Annotated in this window: 18 protein-coding genes; 12 read left to right on the top strand and 6 right to left on the bottom strand. The window is 71.9% G+C overall.

The window, feature by feature from the left end:
- Positions 1–189 precede the first annotated feature (189 nt).
- Entirely contained in the window at positions 190–951 is a 762-nt protein-coding gene (locus tag ACR9ZG_RS00670; protein ID WP_481282892.1) for a hypothetical protein, read from the top strand.
- Between the two features lie 153 nt (positions 952–1,104).
- Here ACR9ZG_RS00670 and ACR9ZG_RS00675 read toward each other — a convergent pair whose 3' ends face one another.
- Together ACR9ZG_RS00675 and ACR9ZG_RS00680 are read right to left on the bottom strand one after the other, a co-directional pair.
- A complete protein-coding gene (locus ACR9ZG_RS00675) occupies positions 1,105–2,871 on the bottom strand; it encodes an acetyl/propionyl/methylcrotonyl-CoA carboxylase subunit alpha (RefSeq protein WP_481282893.1) in 1,767 nt (588 codons plus the stop codon).
- A 127-nt stretch (positions 2,872–2,998) separates the two neighbouring features.
- Complete coding sequence (locus ACR9ZG_RS00680) at positions 2,999–3,637, bottom strand: Maf family protein (protein ID WP_481282954.1); 639 nt, start codon at positions 3,635–3,637, stop codon at positions 2,999–3,001.
- Between the two features lie 24 nt (positions 3,638–3,661).
- On the opposite strand from ACR9ZG_RS00680, the gene ACR9ZG_RS00685 reads away from it, so the two are divergent.
- From ACR9ZG_RS00685 to ACR9ZG_RS00700, 4 genes are read left to right on the top strand one after another with little or no spacing between them, the layout of a single operon-like run.
- On the top strand, positions 3,662–4,990 hold the full coding sequence (locus ACR9ZG_RS00685; protein WP_481282894.1) for a class I SAM-dependent RNA methyltransferase: 1,329 nt from the start codon (positions 3,662–3,664) through the stop codon (positions 4,988–4,990).
- Positions 4,991–5,013: 23 nt separating this feature from the next.
- A complete protein-coding gene (locus ACR9ZG_RS00690; protein WP_481282895.1) occupies positions 5,014–5,673 on the top strand; it encodes a response regulator transcription factor in 660 nt (219 codons plus the stop codon).
- Entirely contained in the window at positions 5,660–6,937 is a 1,278-nt protein-coding gene (locus tag ACR9ZG_RS00695; RefSeq protein WP_481282896.1) for a sensor histidine kinase, read from the top strand. The genes ACR9ZG_RS00690 and ACR9ZG_RS00695 overlap by 14 nt, the downstream gene beginning before the upstream one ends.
- Positions 6,934–7,956 (top strand): hypothetical protein, encoded by a 1,023-nt coding sequence (locus ACR9ZG_RS00700; RefSeq protein ID WP_481282897.1) that lies wholly within the window; start codon positions 6,934–6,936, stop codon positions 7,954–7,956. The genes ACR9ZG_RS00695 and ACR9ZG_RS00700 overlap by 4 nt, the downstream gene beginning before the upstream one ends.
- A 432-nt stretch (positions 7,957–8,388) precedes the next feature.
- Here ACR9ZG_RS00700 and ACR9ZG_RS00705 read toward each other — a convergent pair whose 3' ends face one another.
- Positions 8,389–8,619, bottom strand: a complete 231-nt coding sequence (locus tag ACR9ZG_RS00705; RefSeq protein ID WP_481282898.1) for an acyl-CoA carboxylase subunit epsilon — start codon at positions 8,617–8,619, stop codon at positions 8,389–8,391.
- Positions 8,616–10,244 carry an acyl-CoA carboxylase subunit beta gene (locus tag ACR9ZG_RS00710; RefSeq protein WP_481282899.1) on the bottom strand — a complete coding sequence of 543 codons (1,629 nt, stop codon included), beginning with the start codon at positions 10,242–10,244 and terminating at the stop codon, positions 8,616–8,618. Before ACR9ZG_RS00710 ends, ACR9ZG_RS00705 begins: the two co-directional genes overlap by 4 nt.
- Positions 10,245–10,306: 62 nt before the next feature.
- On the opposite strand from ACR9ZG_RS00710, the gene ACR9ZG_RS00715 reads away from it, so the two are divergent.
- Both ACR9ZG_RS00715 and ACR9ZG_RS00720 read left to right on the top strand, forming a co-directional pair.
- On the top strand, positions 10,307–11,113 hold the full coding sequence (locus ACR9ZG_RS00715) for a biotin--[acetyl-CoA-carboxylase] ligase (RefSeq protein ID WP_481282900.1): 807 nt from the start codon (positions 10,307–10,309) through the stop codon (positions 11,111–11,113).
- Positions 11,114–11,119: 6 nt separating this feature from the next.
- The gene (locus tag ACR9ZG_RS00720; RefSeq protein ID WP_481282901.1) at positions 11,120–11,668 is read left to right on the top strand and encodes a PH domain-containing protein; all 549 of its coding nucleotides are present in this window, start codon (positions 11,120–11,122) and stop codon (positions 11,666–11,668) included.
- On the opposite strand, the gene ACR9ZG_RS00725 is transcribed toward ACR9ZG_RS00720, so the two are convergent.
- Complete coding sequence (locus ACR9ZG_RS00725) at positions 11,630–12,172, bottom strand: GtrA family protein (protein ID WP_481282902.1); 543 nt, start codon at positions 12,170–12,172, stop codon at positions 11,630–11,632. The two genes, ACR9ZG_RS00720 and ACR9ZG_RS00725, sit on opposite strands and share 39 nt — an antisense overlap.
- Before the next feature lie 121 nt (positions 12,173–12,293).
- On the opposite strand from ACR9ZG_RS00725, the gene ACR9ZG_RS00730 reads away from it, so the two are divergent.
- The 5 genes from ACR9ZG_RS00730 to ACR9ZG_RS00750 all read left to right on the top strand — a co-directional run bounded on the left by ACR9ZG_RS00730 (position 12,294) and on the right by ACR9ZG_RS00750 (position 17,321).
- The gene (locus ACR9ZG_RS00730) at positions 12,294–13,433 is read left to right on the top strand and encodes a 5-(carboxyamino)imidazole ribonucleotide synthase (protein ID WP_481282903.1); all 1,140 of its coding nucleotides are present in this window, start codon (positions 12,294–12,296) and stop codon (positions 13,431–13,433) included.
- Between the two features lie 117 nt (positions 13,434–13,550).
- Positions 13,551–14,084: a 5-(carboxyamino)imidazole ribonucleotide mutase gene (gene purE / locus ACR9ZG_RS00735; RefSeq protein ID WP_481282904.1), complete on the top strand. Its 534-nt coding sequence runs from the start codon at positions 13,551–13,553 to the stop codon at positions 14,082–14,084.
- Complete coding sequence (locus ACR9ZG_RS00740) at positions 14,081–15,442, top strand: LCP family protein (protein WP_481282905.1); 1,362 nt, start codon at positions 14,081–14,083, stop codon at positions 15,440–15,442. The genes purE and ACR9ZG_RS00740 overlap by 4 nt, the downstream gene beginning before the upstream one ends.
- Positions 15,443–15,546: 104 nt before the next feature.
- Positions 15,547–16,791 carry an acyltransferase family protein gene (locus ACR9ZG_RS00745; protein WP_481282906.1) on the top strand — a complete coding sequence of 415 codons (1,245 nt, stop codon included), beginning with the start codon at positions 15,547–15,549 and terminating at the stop codon, positions 16,789–16,791.
- Positions 16,788–17,321 (top strand): DUF488 domain-containing protein, encoded by a 534-nt coding sequence (locus ACR9ZG_RS00750; protein WP_481282907.1) that lies wholly within the window; start codon positions 16,788–16,790, stop codon positions 17,319–17,321. The genes ACR9ZG_RS00745 and ACR9ZG_RS00750 overlap by 4 nt, the downstream gene beginning before the upstream one ends.
- 38 nt (positions 17,322–17,359) lie before the next feature.
- Here ACR9ZG_RS00750 and ACR9ZG_RS00755 read toward each other — a convergent pair whose 3' ends face one another.
- On the bottom strand, positions 17,360–18,556 hold the full coding sequence (locus ACR9ZG_RS00755; RefSeq protein WP_481282908.1) for an acyltransferase family protein: 1,197 nt from the start codon (positions 18,554–18,556) through the stop codon (positions 17,360–17,362).
- Between the last annotated feature and the right edge of the window lie 24 nt (positions 18,557–18,580).

Consider the following 18,580-nt stretch of genomic DNA (forward strand, 5'->3'; position numbering starts at 1 on the left):
CAGCCCGCGGTCCCGGCCGCGCCCCTTACACCGGCCTCCGCCGCACCCGCGTCCGTCGCGGGATTACTCCTCCGTTCCCTGCCCGCCAACGGCGTGTCGGCAGTTCCGTCCTCCTTCTTCGCCAGGCCACTTATCCACAGATCTGCCGAAGTCCCTCCTCGTGGGAGGCCCGCCGCCCACGATGGGTCCATGTGGCAGACGGAACTTCGAAGACTCGGCGGCGCGGCGACCCGCCGACAGCTGCTCGCGACGGGGGCGACCGACCGCGCTCTGAGCGCGGCGGTCTCGTCCGGTGCGCTGCTGCGACCCCGCAACGGTCGCTATGCCGCGCCCGGATCGTCCGAGGCGACACTGTCGGCGCTGCGCAGCGGGGCGCGGTTGTCGTGCGTCTCCGCCGCTCGCACCTACGGCCTCTGGGGAGGACAGGACGCGCGGACCCACCTGATCGTCCCTCCCCACGCGGGGCGGTCTCATCCGCCCGAGGGCCACGTCGTCCACTGGCGAAGGTGCGACCCGCATCCGGAGGTCTGGCGCACCTCGCTCGCCGACTGCCTCCGCAGCGTGGTTCGTTGCGCTGATCAGGAGACGGCGGTCGCCGTGCTCGACACGGCTCTGTCGGCGGGACTGGTGACCATGACCTCCCTTCGCCGGATCTGCGCATGGCAGCCCGCGCGTGCGCAACAGGTGGCGGCGCTGGCGCGACCGGGGTCGGACTCAGGGGTGGAGTCGCTGCTGCGTCAGCGCCTGCAGGCCCGCGGGCACGTGGTCGAGCAGCAGCTCGCCGTCGCGGGTGTGGGCAGGGTGGACATGCGGATCGACGGAGTCCTCTATGTGGAGGTGGATGGCTTCCGGTTCCACGCCGACCGCGCCGCGTTCGAGAAGGACCGCGTGCGCGACGCCGCGTTCGCGCTCCGAGGGACCCCTGGTTGCGGGTGGCGGCACGCCACGTGATCGACGACCCCGAGTCGGTGGTGGCGACCGTCGAGGCCGTGTCGAGGACGGAGGTGCGTGGTCGTGCGATCGGGGGGTGACGCACAGAACGGAGGCGAACCGGCCTCGATGAAAGGCCGGATGCCTCCGTTCTGTGACGCGCCGGGCGCGGTGTCAGACGATCGTCAGCAGCAGGTGGCCCGACGAGACCGTCTCGCCCACCGCGGCGTTGACGCCGGAGATGGTGCCGTCCTTGTGGGCGGTGAGCGGCTGCTCCATCTTCATGGCCTCGAGCACGAGCACGAGGTCGCCCTTGACGACCTCGTCGCCGTCGGCGACCGCGACCTTGACGACGGTCGCCTGCATCGGCGCCGTGATCGAGTCCCCCGTGGCGGTGTCGACGTTGTGCGCAGCGCCACGGCGGCGCGGGGCCGGGGCGGCGGAAGTGTCGGCCGCCGAACCGCCCGCGAGGAGCTTCGCGGGCAGCGAGACCTCGATGCGCTTGCCCTCGACCTCGACCACGACGCTGCTGCGGCGCTCGGCCGCCGGCTGGTCGCCCAGTTCGCCGGACCACGGCTGGATCTCGTTGTTCCACTCGGTCTCGATCCAGCGGGTGTACACCGAGAACGGCTCGCCGTCCTGCGGCGCGAACGCCGGGTCGCGCACGATCGCGCGGTGGAACGGCAGCACGGTCGGAAGGCCGGCCACCTCGAACTCGTCCAGCGCGCGGCGGGAGCGCTCCAGCGCCTCCTCGCGGCTGGCGCCGGTCACGATGAGCTTCGCGAGCATGGAGTCGAATGCGCCGCTGACGACGTCGCCGGCCTGGATGCCGGTGTCGACCCGCACGCCGGGGCCGCCGGCGGGCTTGAACACGTGGACGGGGCCGGGGGAGGGGATGAAGTTGCGCCCCGCGTCCTCGCCGTTGATCCGGAACTCGAACGAGTGCGCGCGGGGCGCCGGGTCGTCGTAGTCGAGCTCGCCGCCCTCGGCGAGGCGGAACTGCTCGCGCACGAGGTCGATGCCGGTGACCTCCTCCGAGACCGGGTGCTCGACCTGGAGGCGGGTGTTCACCTCCAGGAACGACACGGTGCCGTCCTTGCCGATGAGGAACTCGCAGGTGCCGGCGCCCTGGTAGCCGACCTCCTTGAGGATGGCCTTCGACGCCGAGTAGAGCTGCTCGGTCTGCTCCGCCGTGAGGAAGGGCGCGGGCGCCTCCTCGACGAGCTTCTGGTGGCGGCGCTGCAGCGAGCAGTCACGGGTCGAGATGACGACCACGTTGCCGTAGGCGTCGGCCAGGCACTGGGTCTCGACGTGACGCGGCTGGTCGAGGTACTTCTCGACGAAGCACTCGCCGCGGCCGAACGCCGCGATGGCCTCGCGGGTCGCCGACTCGAACAGCTCAGCGACCTCCTCGCGCTCTCGGGCGACCTTGAGGCCGCGGCCGCCGCCGCCGAACGCGGCCTTGATGGCGACCGGGAGGCCGTACTGGTCGACGAACTCCAGGACCTCGGAGGCGTCGGCGACGGGATTCAGCGTGCCGGGGGCGAGCGGGGCGCCCACCTTCTCGGCGACGTGCCGCGCGGAGACCTTGTCGCCCAGGCGCTCGATCGCCTCGGGCGATGGGCCGATCCAGGTGAGGCCGGCGCCGATGACGGCGCGGGCGAAGTCCGCGTTCTCGGCCAGGAAGCCGTAGCCGGGGTGCACGGCGTCGGCGCCGGACCGGCGGGCGATGGAGAGGAGCTTGTCGATGACGAGGTACGTCTCGGCGCTCGTGGTGCCCTCGAGGGCGTACGCCTCGTCGGCGAGCCTCACGTGCAGGGCGTCACGGTCCTGGTCGGCATAGACGGCGACGGACCCGATACCGCTGTCCTTGGCTGCTCGGATGACCCGGACGGCGATCTCGCCCCGGTTGGCGATGAGAACCTTGGTGATACGTGGCACAGTCCCCTAGCCTATTGCGCTCCGGGGAGGCCGTTTTGGACGGCCTCCACAAAAATGCATGCACCGACTGTGGGAGGAGGCACAAACCGGCTCGAGCGGCGACCGCCCCCGGGTCGGCGGCCGGGGCTCAGGCGGCGCGATTCCAGAGCGAGGTCCACTCCACCCCGAGCTCGCGGACCAGCTCGCGCAGCGTCGAGAGGGAGAGACCCACCACGGTGCTCGGGTCGCCCTCCACGCGGGTGATGAAGGGGCCGCCGAGGCTGTCGATCGTGAAGGCGCCTGCGACCTCCAGGGGCTCGCCGCTCGCGACGTACGCGTCGATCTCGGCGTCGGTGACGTCGGCGAAGGTGACGGCGGCGACGGCGGTCGCTCCGGCGGCGGCGTTCTCGCGGCCGTCGCGGTGGTCGATCAGCCAGTGGCCGGAGTGGAGGCGGCCGGTGCGTCCGCGCTGGACGCGCCACCGCTCCCGGGCGACCTCGGGCAGGTGCGGCTTGCCGTGGATGGCGTCGTCGATCGCGAAGGCCGAGTCGCCGCCGAGGATGAGGCCGTCGATCGGCTCGCCGTCGAGGGTGCCGCGCACCGCCTCGGCCTTGAGCCGCGCCAGCAGCTGCACCATTGCCCCGGCGTCGAGCGGACCGTGCTCCGCCTCGGCGGCGGCGACGGCCGCAGGCTCGTCCACGTGGGACGGCACGACGATCGGCTCGATGCCGGCGGCGCGCAGCAGCGCGAGGCGCGCGGGGGAGGTGGAGGCGAGGTAGAGGCGCATGGTCACCTGTGGGATGCTCGACGGATGCCCCAGAAGGATGAGGTCGACCTCGACATTACCAACGTCGCCCACGGCGGCGTGTTCGTCGCCCGTCACGAGGGGAGGGTCGTCTTCGTCCCGGACACGATGCCGGGGGAGCGGGTGCGGGTGCGCGTCGCCGACACCAGCCACGAGCGGTTCTGGCGGGCGGAGGCGCTGAAGGTGCTGGAGCCTGCGCCCGAGCGGCAGGAGCACGTGTGGGAGGCGGCGTCCATCCACAACGCACCGGGCCGGCGAGCGGGCGGGGCCGACTTCGGGCACATCCGGCTCGACCACCAGCGCGAGCTCAAGCGGCGGGTGATCGTCGACGCGCTGCAGCGCACCGGCAAGCTCGACGAGGCGACGATCGCGGCGCTGAACCCGGCCGGCGGCCCGGTGACGGTCGAGGCGGTCCCCGGCGAGACCGCGGACGGCACCGGCTGGCGCACGCGGGTGCGGCTGCAGGTCGGCGCCGACGGCGCGATCGGCCCGTACGCGGCGAGGACCCACACCGTGGTGCCCGTGCGCGACCTCCCGCTCGCCACCGGGCTCGTGCAGGCGAACGTGCCGTTCGGCCAGCGGTTCCCCGGGGCCGAGTCGATCGACGTGGTCGCCGTGGGAGGGGCGGACGGCGGCGCAGCGGGTGAGACGGCCGGCGACGGCGTCGCGCACGTGCTCGTCAACGACGCCCCGATCCGGCGCGGGAAGAAGCTGGTGCGTCCGCGCCGGCGGCCCGTCCCCATCCGCGAGCGGGTGGGCCGGCGGGAGTTCCGGCTCGACGCACGCGGCTTCTGGCAGGTGCACCGGCAGGCGGCGGCGACGCTGACCGCGGCCGTGCAGGACGCGGTGGACGAGGCCCTCTTCGACCCGCGCGCGGCCAACCTCGACCTGTACGGCGGCGTTGGCCTGCTCGCCGCGGCGCTCGGCGACCGATTCGGCCCCACCCTCCGCATCACCTCGGTGGAGAGCGACGAGAACGCGACCGACGACGCCGCGGAGAACCTGGCCGACTGGGTCGGCGCATCGGCGGTCACCGACCGGGTGGAGCGGTTCGCCGCGCGCCTCGCGGCCGACGCGACCGCGGCGGAGCGTGCTCGCCTCCGGGCGGCCACCGTGATCCTCGACCCGCCGCGCTCCGGGGCGGGCCGCGCCGTGGTCGACGCCATCGCCTCCGTCCGTCCCGCGCAGATCGTCTACGTCGCCTGCGACCCGGTCGCCCTCGCCCGCGACCTCGCGTTCTTCGCCCAGCACGGCTACCCCGTGCGATCGCTGCGCGCTTTCGACCTCTTCCCCAACACGCACCACGTGGAGGCCGTGGCGACGCTCGCGCCGTGAGCGGCACCACTACGATGGTCAGCATGGTGCGGGTGGCAATCGTCGACGATCACGAGTCCGTGCGGCTGGGCATCAAGGCCGCCTGCCAGGACGCGGGCTACGAGGTGGTCGTCACCGCGCCCACGGTCGACGAGTTCGTCGCCGAGCTCGGCTCGCGCGAGTGCGACGTCGTGGTCCTCGACCTCTCGCTCGGCGACGGGTCCAAGGTGACCGACAACGTCAAGCGGGCGCAGGCCACCGGCGCGGCCGTGCTGGTCCACAGCATCGCGGACCGGGTCGCGAGCGTCCGCGAGGCGCTCGCCGCGGGCGCAGCAGGCGTGATCCCGAAGTCCTCGCCGACGACGACGGTCATGAACGCCATCGCGACGGTCGCCAGGGGCGACGTGCTCAACAACCTCGAGTGGGCGACCGCGATCGACGCCGACAGCGACTTCGCGAAGGCGCAGCTGGGCCGGCGCGAGCGCGACGTGCTCCATCTGTACGCGTCCGGCCTGCCGCTGAAGGCGGTCGCGGCGCAGCTCGGGATCGCCAACTCGACGGCGCGCGAGTACCTGGACCGGATCCGGGTCAAGTACGTGGAGGTCGGCCGGCCGGCGCCGACGAAGGTCGACCTGCTGCGGCGCGCGGTGGAGGACGGCATCCTGCCCGGGCTCGACCCCGACACGGGCAATGAGCGCGTCTAGCGACCTCCGGCCGGCGCCCGAGGCGCCCCGCGAGAGCGCGAAGCCGCGCAACCCGCTCAGCCGCGCGCGCATCGAGCGGATCGCCGACCGGACGGTGTCGGCGTTCGGCCTGGTGTTCGGGCTGCAGACCCTCCCGACGGCGCTGAGCCAGCTGAACGTGCTGCGGGAGCCTGCGGGCATCGTCGTCGCCACCCTGATCTTCGGCGGCATCCTGCTCACGGTGCTGCTGGCCATCATCCAGCGCGGTGTGAAGATCGCGATGGGCGTGCTGGCCGTCGCCTACCTCCTGGCGATCGTGACCTGGCCGCTCCTGGTCGACGACCCGTCGCCGTTCACCGCCGACAAGCCCTGGGTCTGGTTCCTCTGCTCGGTCTTCACGGCCTTCGCCGCGGTCGCGTACCCGCTCTGGCTCGCGCTGGCGTACACCGTGGTGACCCCGATCGCGTACGGCATCGTCCGGGCGCTGCCCGCCGGCGGCGGGGTCGGACCCGAGCTCGCCGGTCTCGACGCGGTGTACGCGATCATCCTCGGCGGTGTCATCCTCGCCATCATCGCGATGATGCGGCAGGCCTCGTCGGCCGTCGACACCGCGCAGAGTCAGGCGCTCGCCCGGTACGCCACCGCGGTGCGGCAGCACGCCACCGAGGTTGAGCGCGTGCAGGTCGACGCGATCGTGCACGACAGCGTGCTCACCACCCTCCTCTCGGCCGCGAGCGCACGAACTCCGGAGGCGAAGGAGCTGGCGGCCACGATGGCGGCCGACGCCATCGGGCACCTCCACGCGGCCGAGGCTTCCGGCCCCGAGGACCAGTCGCTCGTCGGCCTGGAGCAGCTGAGCAGCCGCCTGGCGACCGCCGCCAACGCCTTCGCGTCGCCCTTCGAGGTGGAGGTGCGCGACGTGGAGGTGCACAGCCTCCCCGTGAACGTGGCCGAGGCCGTGTACTCGGCGAGCGTGCAGGCGATGGTCAACAGCACGCAGCACGCCGGCGGCCCGGAGGTGCGGCGCACCATCTCGATCCGCGGCGGCAGCCCGGCGGCGACGGTCCACATCGTCGTGTCGGACGACGGCCGCGGGTTCGACATGGAGGAGGTGCCGGCCGAGCGGCTCGGCCTGCGGGTCAGCATCCGCGAGCGCTTGGCGAAGGTCGGCGGCCGCGCCCAGATCCGCACGGCGCCCGGCGAGGGGACGGTCGTGACCATCCTCTGGCCGTCGTCGGAGCGCGACCGCCCGCTGGTGGAGCGCGAGCAGGAGGGCGTCGCGTGATCACCCTCAACCGCGTCCTCTTCCTCAGCCTCGGTGCCCTGTTCTCGGCGTACCACCTCTTCCTCGGCCTGTCGTCGCTGTCGACGCCCGTGAACCCGTGGCCGCCGCTGGTCGCGATGGCGCTGTATGCGGTCGCGGCCGTGCTGAGCCTGTGGCCGACGAGCCCGACGAAGATGCCGCTCTGGCTCGCCGCCTTCGACCTGGCCGTGTGCGTGGTCGTGCCGATCCTCGTGACGAACCAGCTCGACCCCGCGCGGGACAACGGCTACGCCACCTGGTACGTGGCCGCCGTCGGCACGATCATGACGATCTGCGCCGTCCGCCGGCAGGCGATCATCGCGTGGGTCGGCGTCGGCTTCCTCGCCGTGCAGACGGTGTTCTGGGCCGGGCCCGGCGCCCTCGCCGGGCTGGGCGTGATCGGCTCCGTCGTCTGGGTCGGCGTCGCCGTCGTCATCTCCGGCTCGCTGGCGAAGGCGGGTCGCGACGCCCTGCAGTTCGCCAGGGCCGAGCGGGAGGCGACGGAGTGGCAGGCGGCGCAGGAGGCGCACGTCATGGAGCGCCAGCTGCGGCTGCGTCAGACGTACCGCGTTGCGGCGCCGATGCTGGCCGAGATCGTCCGCCGCAACGGCGACCTGACCGAGGCCGAACGACGCGAGTGCCGCTACCTGGAGGGCGCGATCCGCGACGAGATCCGCGGCCGGCGCCTGCTCAACGACGATGTGCGGCGGGAGGTCATGGACGCGCGCCGTCGCGGCGTCGTGGTCAGCCTCCTGGACGAGGGCGGCATCGACGACCTCGACTCGCGCGGACTGGAGACGGTGCTCGGCAGGCTCGCGGAGGCGATCCGCGGCACGACCACCGACAAGCTGATCGTCCGCACGGTCCCGCGCTCCTCGAAGACCGCGGTCACGGTGGTCGGCCTGCGGATGTCGGACGACGGCGCCGCGAACGCGCTCGGCGCGGATTCGGACGACGACGAGGTCGACCTCTGGCTGGAGATCCCGCGTCCGGTCGCCTGACCCTGGGCTGAGCCGCTTCAGGCGCGCGAGTCGTGAGCAGCTGCGGCTTGCGCCGCCGAGTGGTGACATCTGGTCACGAGCCGGTGCGGGGGTTAAGGCGTGGGGGTTAAAAGGAGAAAGGGGCCGACACCCGAATTGTCGGCCCCTTTTCAAACCCCGAGTCAGGGCGATAACCCGAATATCGCCCTGACTCGCCCCCAAAGCACTCGCCCGCTTACCCTAGTCGGCGAGTGATTGGCGGTGTGACTCACGAGGAGAGACACCTAGCAATAACCATATTGACGGTGCTCCCCAGAAATACATAGTCGTCATTTTGGAGGACACCAGGGGGACACCCTCGCGGCGCCCTCATACGCCGTCTCGCGGAATCCCGCCTGTCCCGCATCCGGGGGACGCCCTGATCGGGGTACAACCCGGTCCGTGGGGGACGGGTCAGGCCGAGAAGGAGCGCCAGGCGCCCGGCCCGGGCGTGAGCGGCTGGCGCAGCTGACGCTGGCTGCGCGCCCAGGCATCGGGGCCGCGCTGCGGGCGGGCGTCGCGAGCGGCAGCGGCGGCCTCGGCGGCCGCCGCCGTCAGCACGGCGGTGACCGCGGCGATCTCCTCCGGGGTCACGCCGCGCGTGAGGAACCGGAGCTGGGAGGGGTCGAGAGGCGCGTCGCTCACAGCGGGATGTTCCCGTGCTTCTTGGGCGGGAGGGAGGCGCGCTTGGTGCGCAGCGCCCGCAGCGCCTTGATGACCGACACGCGCGTCGCGGACGGCTCGATCACGCCGTCGAGCTCGCCGCGCTCGGCCGCGAGGAACGGGCTGGCGACGTTGTACGTGTACTCGTTGGCGAGCTTGGTGCGGACCGCGGCCACGTCCTCCCCGGCCTCCTCCGCGCGCTTGATCTCGCCGCGGTACAGGATGTTGACCGCGCCCTGGCCGCCCATGACCGCGATCTCGGCGGTCGGCCAGGCCAGGTTCATGTCGGCGCCCAGCTGCTTGGAGCCCATGACGATGTACGCGCCGCCGTACGCCTTGCGCGTGATGATGGTGACCAGGGGTACGGTCGCCTCCGCGTAGGCGTAGAGCAGCTTCGCGCCGCGGCGGATGACACCCGTCCACTCCTGGTCGGTGCCCGGCAGGTAGCCCGGCACGTCGACCAGGGTGAGGATCGGGATGCTGAACGCGTCGCAGAAGCGCACGAACCGCGACGCCTTCTCGCCCGCGTCGATGTTGAGGGTGCCGGCCATCGAGCTGGGCTGGTTGGCGACGATGCCGACCGAGCGGCCCTCCACCCGGGCGAAGCCGATGACGATGTTGGGCGCGAAGAGCGGCTGGACCTCGAGGAACTCGCCGTCGTCGACGATGCCCTCGATGATCGTCTTCACGTCGTAGGGCTGGTTGGGGGAGTCGGGGATCACCGTGTCGAGGCGGCGGTCGGCGTCCGTGATCTCGAGCTCGGGCTCCGACTCGTAGGCCGGCAGCTCGGCGAGGTTGTTCTGCGGCAGATAGCTGAGCAGTGCGCGGGCGTAGTCGAGCGCGTCCTCCTCGTCGCTGGCGAGGTAGTGCGAGACGCCGGAGACCTTGTTGTGGGTGAGGGCGCCGCCGAGCTCCTCGAAGCCGACGTCCTCGCCGGTCACCGTCTTGATCACGTCGGGGCCGGTGACGAACATGTGGCTCGACTTGTCGACCATGATGACGAAGTCGGTGAGCGCGGGGGAGTACACCGCGCCTCCCGCCGCCGGGCCCATGACGATCGAGATCTGCGGGATGACCCCGGAGGCGGCCGTGTTGCGGCGGAAGATCTCGCCGTACTTGCCGAGCGCGACCACGCCCTCCTGGATGCGCGCGCCGCCGGAGTCGAGAATGCCGATCATCGGGACGCCCGTCTTGAGCGCGTGGTCCATGACCTTGATGATCTTCTCGCCGGCGACCTCGCCGAGCGAGCCGCCGAAGATGGTGAAGTCCTGGCTGAAGACCGCGACGTTGCGGCCGTGGATCGTTCCGACGCCCGTGACGACCGCGTCCCCGTACGGGCGCTTGTTCTCCATCCCGAAGGCGTGGGTCCGGTGCCGGACGAACTCGTCGAACTCGACGAAGGAGCCCTGGTCGAGCAGCAGCTCGATGCGCTCGCGGGCGGTGAGCTTGCCCTTGGCGTGCTGCTTCTCGATGGCGGCCTGTCCGCTCGCGGTCACGGCCTCGTGGAACCGCTCCCGGAGGTCCGCCAGCTTGCCGGCGGTGGTGGAGAGATCGGGGGTCTGACGTGCTTCGGTGTCGGTCACGCCGTTCACTCTACCGGCCAGCATCAGGGCCGTGTCGTTGAGGAAACCCTACAAATCGGGGCGTCCGCGCTGGCAGACTGGGCCAGGTGAACGACACCACCGCGGCGGACTTCCCGCGCAGCAGAGCCATCGTCCCCGTCCTCGAGGTGCTGGCGGAGGCGGGGTCGACCAATGACGTCCTCTCCGCCCGCGCCGGCGACCTCCCGGACCTCTCCGTCGTGGTCACGCGCAACCAGACCGGAGGCCGCGGACGGCTCGGTCGTGTCTGGGTCTCGCCGCCCGGCAAGGCCATCGCCGTCTCGGTGCTGCTCAAGCCGCACGGGCTGCCCGCCGAGGCGCTCGGCTGGTTCCCGCTCCTCGCCGGGCTGGCGATGAGCCGGGCGCTCGGGTCGCTGGTGGAGGGGGAGGGCGACCGCCGGGTGGCGGTGAAGTGGCCCAACGACGTCCACATCGACGGGAGGAAGGTGTGCGGCATCCTCACCGAGCTCCTCCCGTCCGCAGCGTCTCCGGGAGTGGACGGGATCGTCGTCGGGGCAGGGGTCAACCTGACGCTCGACAGCGACGAGCTGCCGACCCCGACCTCCACCTCGCTCGCACTGGAGGGAGCGACGACCTCCGACCCGGACGCCGTGCTGAGCGCCTACCTGGTCGAGCTGACCACGCTGTACCGGGAGTTCGGCGCGGCCGGCGGCGACCCCGAGCGCAGCGCGCTGCGCGACCAGGTGGCGGAGGCGTGCGAGACGATCGGCCGCCCCGTCCGGGTCGAGCTGCCCGGCGGCGACGTCCTGCTCGGCACCGCGACGGGCCTCGACGGCGACGGCCGGCTCGAGGTGGAGTCGGATGCGGGGCGCACCGCCGTCGCAGCCGGCGACGTGACCCACCTGCGGTATTAATGGGTCATGAGCAACACGCCGGAGGGTGCGCCCGCCCAGCCCCCGGAGAAGGTCGTCGCGCGGCTGCGGGCCCACGCCCGCCGGCTGTTCTGGCCGAGCCTCGCGCTCATCGTGGCGAGCGGCGCCGTCGGCTACTTCGCCGGCCGGCTCGACGAGGTGTGGGAGATCGTGCTGCTCTGGTCGGCTGCGGCCGCCGTCCTGCTCCTGCTCTTCCTGCTCCCGCTCGCGGCCTGGCTCAGCCGCCGCTACACGATCACGACGCGGCGGATCATCATCCGGCACGGCTTCTTCGTACGTGTGCGGCAGGAGCTGCTGCACAGCCGCAGCTATGACGTGGCCGTGCGGCGCACCTGGCTGCAGAGCATCTTCCGGTCGGGGGATGTGCGCATCAACTCCGCGCTGGAGCATCCCGTGGTCCTGAAGGACGTGCCCAAGGCCGATCAGGTGCAGCGCGCGCTGAACGAGCTCATGGATCACGGCCAGAACGTGGTCGGCTTCCGGCGGCAGCAGTCGGAGTCAGTCTCCGACGAGACCACCGTCTGGGGCGCCCGCTAGCTGGGCCGTCCGTTCGGCAGGGGCCTGCCCGGCCCGTGCCGGGCGTGCGCGGTGCGCGCGGGCCGGCGAGAACACCCACCAGCGGTAGAACGCGAACCGGAACAGCGTCCCGAGCGCCAGCCCGACGACGTTGTTGGCGATGTTGTCGGCCAGCAGCGACGTGAAGCCGAGCAGGTAGTGCGACACCCAGACGCAGACCAGCGGGATCACCATCCCGGCCAGGCTGACCGCGAAGAACTCGACGCCTTCGCGCACGGTGTCGTCCTGCCGCTGGGCCGAGAACGCCCAGTACCGGTTGCCCACCCAGTTGGTGGCGATCGCGACGACCGTCGCGATCCCGGTCGCCCACAGGCTCTTGTGCGGAACGTGCGCGAGCACGGTGATCATCAGCGCGTTGAAGACCACGAGGTTGACGACGAACCCCAGAGCCCCCACCGCGCCGAACTTCATCAGCTGCGGGAGGAGCCGCGACGTGCGCGTGCGGGCGGGACTCTCTGTCGACATGCTCCAGCCAGTGGAATGAGGAAAGATGGGTGGTGCGCTCGCCACACTACGCGAGCGGGGTATCCGGTGGCTGGGAGTTGCCCACGCACACCATGAAGAGTATCGAGGAGACGATCGGCGGATGGCGCGGACGACTGTGGGAGTGATCGGCGGCGGACAGCTGGCCAGGATGATGATCCCCCCGGCCATCGAGCTCGGCATCGACATCAAGGTGCTCGAGGAGGCAGAGGGCATGAGCGCCGAGATCGCGGCCACCGGCGTCGGCGACTACCGCGACCTCGACACCGTGCTCGCGTTCGCCGACACCGTCGACGTCGTCACCTTCGACCACGAGCACGTGCCGCCGGCGATCCTGCGCGAGCTGGTCGCCCGGGGCGTGGCGGTCCACCCGGGGCCGGACGCGCTGCTCTACGCGCAGGACAAGCTGCAGATGCGGGCCAAGCTGAGCGAGCTCGGCCTCCCCGTCCCCGCCTGGGCGGCCGTGGAGGACGCCGACCAGCTGGCCGCCTTCCTCGCCGACCACGGCGGCCGCGCCGTCGTGAAGACCGCGCGCGGCGGCTACGACGGCAAGGGCGTCCGCGTGGTCTCCGAGGCCGCGGAGGCCGACGACTGGTTCCTGGCGCTCGCCGAGGACGGCCGCGGCGGCGCCCTCCTGGTGGAGGAGCTGGTGCCGTTCCGCCGCGAGCTCGCGCAGCTCGTGGCCCGCCGCCCGTCCGGCGAGATCGCGGCATGGCCGGTGGTCGAGACGATCCAGCGCGGCGGCGTCTGCGCCGAGGTCGTCGCCCCGGCGCCCGGCTCGGCCGGCGCGGTCGCCGAGACCGCCGCCGACATCGCCCGCCGCGTGGCGGAGGGCCTCGACGTCACCGGCGTGCTTGCGGTGGAGCTGTTCGAGACCGAGGACGGCCGCGTGCTCGTCAACGAGCTGGCGATGCGCCCCCACAACAGCGGCCACTGGTCGATCGAGGGAGCCGTCACCAGCCAGTTCGAGCAGCACCTGCGCGCGGTCCTCGACCTCCCGCTGGGTTCCACCGACCCGCGCGCCGACTGGTCCGTCATGGTCAACGTGCTCGGTGGCCCGGCCGAGGGGACGCTCCAGGACCGCTACCCGGCCGCACTCGCTGCGCATCCCGAGGCCAAGTTCCACGGCTACGGCAAGGCCCCGCGCCCCGGCCGCAAGGTCGGCCACGTCACCGTCGCGGGCGCCGACCTCGACGACGTCGTGTCCCGGGCCCGAGCGGCGGCGGCGTTCTTCGAGGGGTGAGGGAGCGGCCTTCCCTGCACCGGGCGCCGCAGGCGGCCTTAGTCCTGCCGTCGTCGGAGGCGGGTACCGGGCGTGCCTTCCCCGCCCGCGGCGTGCCGCGCCCCTAGCATGGTGCACATGCCCGCCAGCACCGCCTCCGACAGCACAGCCATCGACAGCGCAGCAGTCCTCGTCTCCGTCGTGATGGGGTCGGACTCCGACTGGTCCGTGATGCAGGAGGCGTCGCGCGTGCTGACCGAGTTCGGCGTCGCCCACGAGGTGGAGGTCGTCTCCGCGCACCGCACGCCCGAGAAGATGATCGCCTTCGGCAAGGAGGCCGCCGGTCGCGGCGTCCGCGTCATCATCGCGGGTGCGGGCGGCGCCGCCCACCTGCCCGGCATGCTCGCCGCCGTCACGACGCTCCCGGTCATCGGCGTGCCCGTGCCGCTCGCCCGGCTCGACGGGCTGGACTCGCTGCTGTCGATCGTGCAGATGCCGGCCGGGGTGCCTGTCGCGACCGTGTCGATCGGCGGGGCGCGCAACGCCGGCCTGCTCGCCACCAAGATCCTCGCCACCTCCGACCCCGCCCTCTCCGCCGCCCTCGAGCGCTTCGCGGCCGACCTGGCCGCCAGCGTCGAGGAGAAGAACCGGGCCCTGCACGACAAGCTATGACCACCGCCGCCACACCGCTCCGCCACCCCGACGCGTCCTCCGCCCCGCTGATGACCCGGCGCGGGTGGTGGCTCGTCGCGCTCAACATCCTGCTGCCGGGGTCGGCGCAGATCGTGGCCGGCAACCGCACGCTCGGCCGCGTCGGACTGATCGCGACCCTTCTGCTGTGGGTGCTCGCGATCGTGGCGCTGTTCACCTACCTGGTGGCGCCGTCCGCGATCTACACGTTCTTCACCCAGTCCGGCAGCCTCACCGCGATGCAGGTGCTGCTGACGCTGTACGTGCTGCTCTGGATCGTGCTCACCCTCGACACGCTGCGGCTCGTCCGCCTGGTGAAGGCCCGCCCCAACGCGCGCGGCTGGATCGCCGCGTTCGCGGTGCTCGTGCTCGTCGGGCTGACCGGCACCGCCGGCTACGCCTCGGTGGTCGCCGGCTCGGCGCGCGGCGCGCTCGGCGACATCTTCTCGGCGGGGCCGTCGGAGCCTCCCGTCGACGGCCACTACAACATCATGCTGCTCGGCGGCGACGCCGGCCCCGACCGCGAGGGCCTGCGCCCGGACAGCATGTCGGTCGTGAGCATCGACGCCACCACCGGCAAGGCGGTCACGATCGGCCTCCCGCGCGACCTCGACCCGGTGCCGTTCAGCGCGAAGTCGCCGATGCACGAGCTGTACCCAGACGGCTACGGCTACGAGGACCGCTGCGACGTCGACGTCTGCCAGCTCAACTCCATCTACACGGAGGTGCAGCTCTACAAGGCCGACCTCTACCCGAACGCCGCGAAGCAGGGCAGCGAGCCGGGCATCGAGGCGATGCGGGATGCGCTGGAGGGCGCGACCGGCCTGACGATCCAGTACTACGTGCTCATCGACATGCAGGGCTTCGCCGACCTGATCGACGCGCTCGGCGGTGTCGACGTGACGGTCTCCGACCGCATCCCGATCGGCGGGGACGAGAACCTCAACGGCGTCGTGGAGTGGATCGAGCCCGGCCAGCGCCACCTCGACGGCTACCACGCCCAGTGGTACGCCAGGGCCAGGCACGGCTCCAGCGACTACGACCGGATGGCGCGCCAGCGGCAGCTGCAGGACGCGATCCTCAAGCAGGTCAACCCGGTCAACGTCGTGAGCAAGTTCCAGGACATCGCCAAGGCCGGCACGCAGGTCGTGAAGACCGACATCCCGCAGTCGATGCTCGGCTACTTCGTCGATCTCGGCATGAAGACGCGCAAGCTGCCCGTCGGACAGCTGGAGCTGGTGCCGCCGACCATCGATCCCACCGATCCCGACTACACGCAGATCCACCAGCTGGTGCAGCAGGCACTGGCGCCCGCGACGCCGACGCCGACCGGGAAATAGCGTTCCTGCACCTCCCGGCGCCCAGACGACCCCTCAATAGGTCACAGGAACCCCGGAGGTCAACCCCGTATCGTGCCGGACCTATGACGGGTACTGGTGGAAGCGTGGCAGAGAAGACGAGTACTCGACCCGGCACCCGCCTGGCGGCGCTCGACGGTCTCCGCGGGCTCGCCGCGGTGGTCGTCCTGTTCCACCACGCCCTGTACACGAACCCGGCGTTCCCCGGTGCGCCCGGCGGCGGAGACGCCCCGGTCGGCTCGGCGATGTGGTGGATCAGCTACACCCCGCTGAAGCTCGCGACCGCCGGTGTGGAGTCGGTGATCGTCTTCTTCGTGCTCTCGGGCCTCGTCGTGACCCTGCCGGTGATCCGGCACCGCGGCTTCGACTGGGTCGCCTACTTCCCGCGCCGGGTGGTGCGGCTGATGGTCCCGGTGATCGCGTCCGTGCTGCTCGCCGCGGTGTGGGTCGCCGCCATCCCGCAGCGGTCGCCGCAGCCCGACGGAACCTGGCTGAGCAGCTCCTCCACGCCGAACTTCGGCTGGGAGAAGATCGTCACGGCCATCGACCTGCTCGGCGGCGACGGCCAGATCAACAACCCGCTGTGGTCGCTGCGGTGGGAGCTTGTGTTCTCGCTCCTGCTCCCGGTCTTCGCGGTGGCCGCCCTGGCGGTCCGGAAGTGGTGGGTCGGCGGCATCCTGGCGGCCTGCGCGATCACGTGGCTGGGCGCTCGCACCGGTTCGGGCGAGCTGGAGTACCTGCCCGCGTTCTTCGTCGGCGCCGTGATCGCCGTCCGCCTGGAGGCGGTGCGCAATGTGGCCGAGCGGATCAACGCCCGCTGGTACCGCCATCTGGTCTGGGGCGTCGTCGCGCTCGGCAGCGCGATGCTCCTCATCGCCCCGTGGCTCGTGGGCCCCGGCATCGCGGACATGACCGAGCTGCACTTCGCGCTCAAGGGCCTGGTGCCGCTGGCCGCGGGCGGACTCGTGCTGTCGGCGCTCGGATGGCGGCCGCTGAGCTGGGTCCTCGAGACCCGGCCCGTGCAGTTCACCGGCACGATCTCGTTCAGCCTGTACCTCGTGCACGTGCCGATCCTGATCTTCAGCACCTACCTGTTCGCGGACCAGCCGTGGATCGTGGGCGTCCTGTTCGGGATGGCGCTGGCGGTCGTGGTCGCGGTCGGCTTCACCTGGCTGATCGAGAAGCGCAGCCACGGCTGGTCGAAGTCGGTCGGCGCCTGGGCCTCGAAGCGCTACGCCACCTGGTTCGGCCCCAAGGAGGAGGCGGCTGCGCGCGACGACGCCGAGCGTCCCGCTCCGCGCCGTGAGGAGCAGCCGGCCGCGCAGCGGTGACGACCCTCCACACGATCGGGCACTCGACCCGCAGCGTGGCCGAGGTCGCCGGCCTGCTGCGCGAGAACGGGGTCGGGCTGCTCGTGGACGTGCGGCGCTTCCCCGGCTCGCGGCGACTTCCGGAGTGGGGGAGGGAGGCGGTGGAGGCCGCCCTCCCGGCCGACATCGAGTACCGCTGGCTGCCGGAGCTGGGCGGTCGCCGGCACACGCCGGCGGGCACGCCGACGGTCAACCACGGCTGGCGCGTGAAGGCGTTCCGCGACTACGCGGACTACATGGCGACGGACGCCTTCCGCGACGGGATGGACGAGCTCTGGCGGCTCGCCGCGGAGCGCCCGTCGGCGATCATGTGCAGCGAGGCGCTCCCGTGGCGGTGCCATCGCCGGCTGATCACCGACGCGCTGATCGTGCGCGGGGCCGATGTCGTCGACATCCTGGGTCCGCACTCCACCCGGCCCGCCGAGCTGACGCCGTTCGCGCGGCTGGAGGGGGACACCCTGACCTACCCGGCGGCCGCCGCTCAGCTCTGACGCAGCTCAGCCCTGAGGCCGGTCAGCCCTGATGCCGCTCAGCCCTGGCGGTCGAGCACGCCCTCGCCCGCGCCCGTGCGCGCGGCGAACGTCCGCGAGACGAGGTCGCCGACCCGCTTCGAGAGCGTGTGCGCCCGCTTCTCCACCAGCACGTAGAAGAGCGGCGCGACGAGCAGCGAGACGACGACGGCCACCACGGCGACGACCGGCAGCGGCATCCCGTGCAGCAGATAGCTCATGGTGAGGATGATCGGCACGTGGACGAGGTACAGGCTGAACGACACCTGCCCCGCCCACCGGAAGGGCTGCCGGGACAGCAGCGACGACAGCGGCCGCCACTGCAGGCACACGAGCACGATCCCGAGCGCGGCGACCGGCTGGCAGCCCGCCAGCACCACCCGGAACGGCTGGTACGCGTCGGGCAGCAGCCACGGCCCGATGAGGAGCAGGAGGGACGCCACCAGGGCGCCCAGCCAGACCAGCCAGCCGGCGCGCCAGCCGTTGATGCGTTCGCCGAGGCCGTCGATGCGCGCGAGCAGCACCGCGGCCAGCGCTCCGACGAAGAAGGCGGGGAGGTAGTGGAAGCCGCCCGCGACCTCGTTGATGCCGATCGCGACGGCCGCGACCGCCGCCGCGAGGCCGAGCGGCCACCAGCGCTTCAGCAGCAGGGCCAGGCCGATGAAGAGCGGCAGCGTCACCGAGAAGATCATCTCGTAGTAGAGCGACCACAGCGGGTTGTTCAGGCCGAAGTCGAAGACGGTCGGGTCGAGGACGGTCATGAATCGCTCGAGCGTCACCGGATGCACGCTGGTGGAGGCGACCCAGGCGCTCACCGCGAGCCGCGGAACCTGCGGCACCAGCAGGGCGAGCGCGGTGGCGAAGAGGATGGAGGCGACCACCGGCAGGCCGATGCGGACGAGCCGCCGCGGGAAGTACGCCATCCAGTCGAACGCGCGCGGCTTCAGCACGGGCAGCGTGAGCACCAGTCCGCTCAGCACGAAGAACACCATGACGGCCTCCGGGCCGGCGGTGAACAGCTTCAGCGGCGTGTAGCTGAGCCACCACGAGATCGAGCCGGAGTGCGGAGTCTCCCCGCTGCCCCAGATGTACGTGGCCGCGAACGGGCCGTAAAGCAGCGAGACGTGATGCGCGACCACGACGAGGGCGGCGACGCCGCGCAGGCCGTCGAGCGAGGTCAGCCGGCCGGCCGGGCGCGGAAGGGCGGGAGAGGTCATCAGGAGGAAGGGGTCGGGGGTCGG

This window comes from Leifsonia sp. KNZ12-8B, from assembly GCF_056755495.1.

Bases quoted from the DNA above. Each gene is read 5' to 3' on its own strand.
- ACR9ZG_RS00670 (WP_481282892.1), top strand. From the start codon at position 190: ATGTGGCAGACGGAACTTCGAAGACTCGGCGGCGCGGCGACCCGCCGA.
- ACR9ZG_RS00680 (WP_481282954.1), bottom strand. From the start codon at position 3,637: ATGCGCCTCTACCTCGCCTCCACCTCCCCCGCGCGCCTCGCGCTGCTG.
- ACR9ZG_RS00685 (WP_481282894.1), top strand. From the start codon at position 3,662: ATGCCCCAGAAGGATGAGGTCGACCTCGACATTACCAACGTCGCCCAC.
- ACR9ZG_RS00690 (WP_481282895.1), top strand. From the start codon at position 5,014: ATGGTGCGGGTGGCAATCGTCGACGATCACGAGTCCGTGCGGCTGGGC.
- ACR9ZG_RS00695 (WP_481282896.1), top strand. From the start codon at position 5,660: ATGAGCGCGTCTAGCGACCTCCGGCCGGCGCCCGAGGCGCCCCGCGAG.
- ACR9ZG_RS00710 (WP_481282899.1), bottom strand. From the start codon at position 10,244: ATGCTGGCCGGTAGAGTGAACGGCGTGACCGACACCGAAGCACGTCAG.
- ACR9ZG_RS00720 (WP_481282901.1), top strand. From the start codon at position 11,120: ATGAGCAACACGCCGGAGGGTGCGCCCGCCCAGCCCCCGGAGAAGGTC.
- ACR9ZG_RS00725 (WP_481282902.1), bottom strand. From the start codon at position 12,172: ATGTCGACAGAGAGTCCCGCCCGCACGCGCACGTCGCGGCTCCTCCCG.
- ACR9ZG_RS00730 (WP_481282903.1), top strand. From the start codon at position 12,294: ATGGCGCGGACGACTGTGGGAGTGATCGGCGGCGGACAGCTGGCCAGG.
- purE (WP_481282904.1), top strand. From the start codon at position 13,551: ATGCCCGCCAGCACCGCCTCCGACAGCACAGCCATCGACAGCGCAGCA.
- ACR9ZG_RS00740 (WP_481282905.1), top strand. From the start codon at position 14,081: ATGACCACCGCCGCCACACCGCTCCGCCACCCCGACGCGTCCTCCGCC.
- ACR9ZG_RS00755 (WP_481282908.1), bottom strand. From the start codon at position 18,556: ATGACCTCTCCCGCCCTTCCGCGCCCGGCCGGCCGGCTGACCTCGCTC.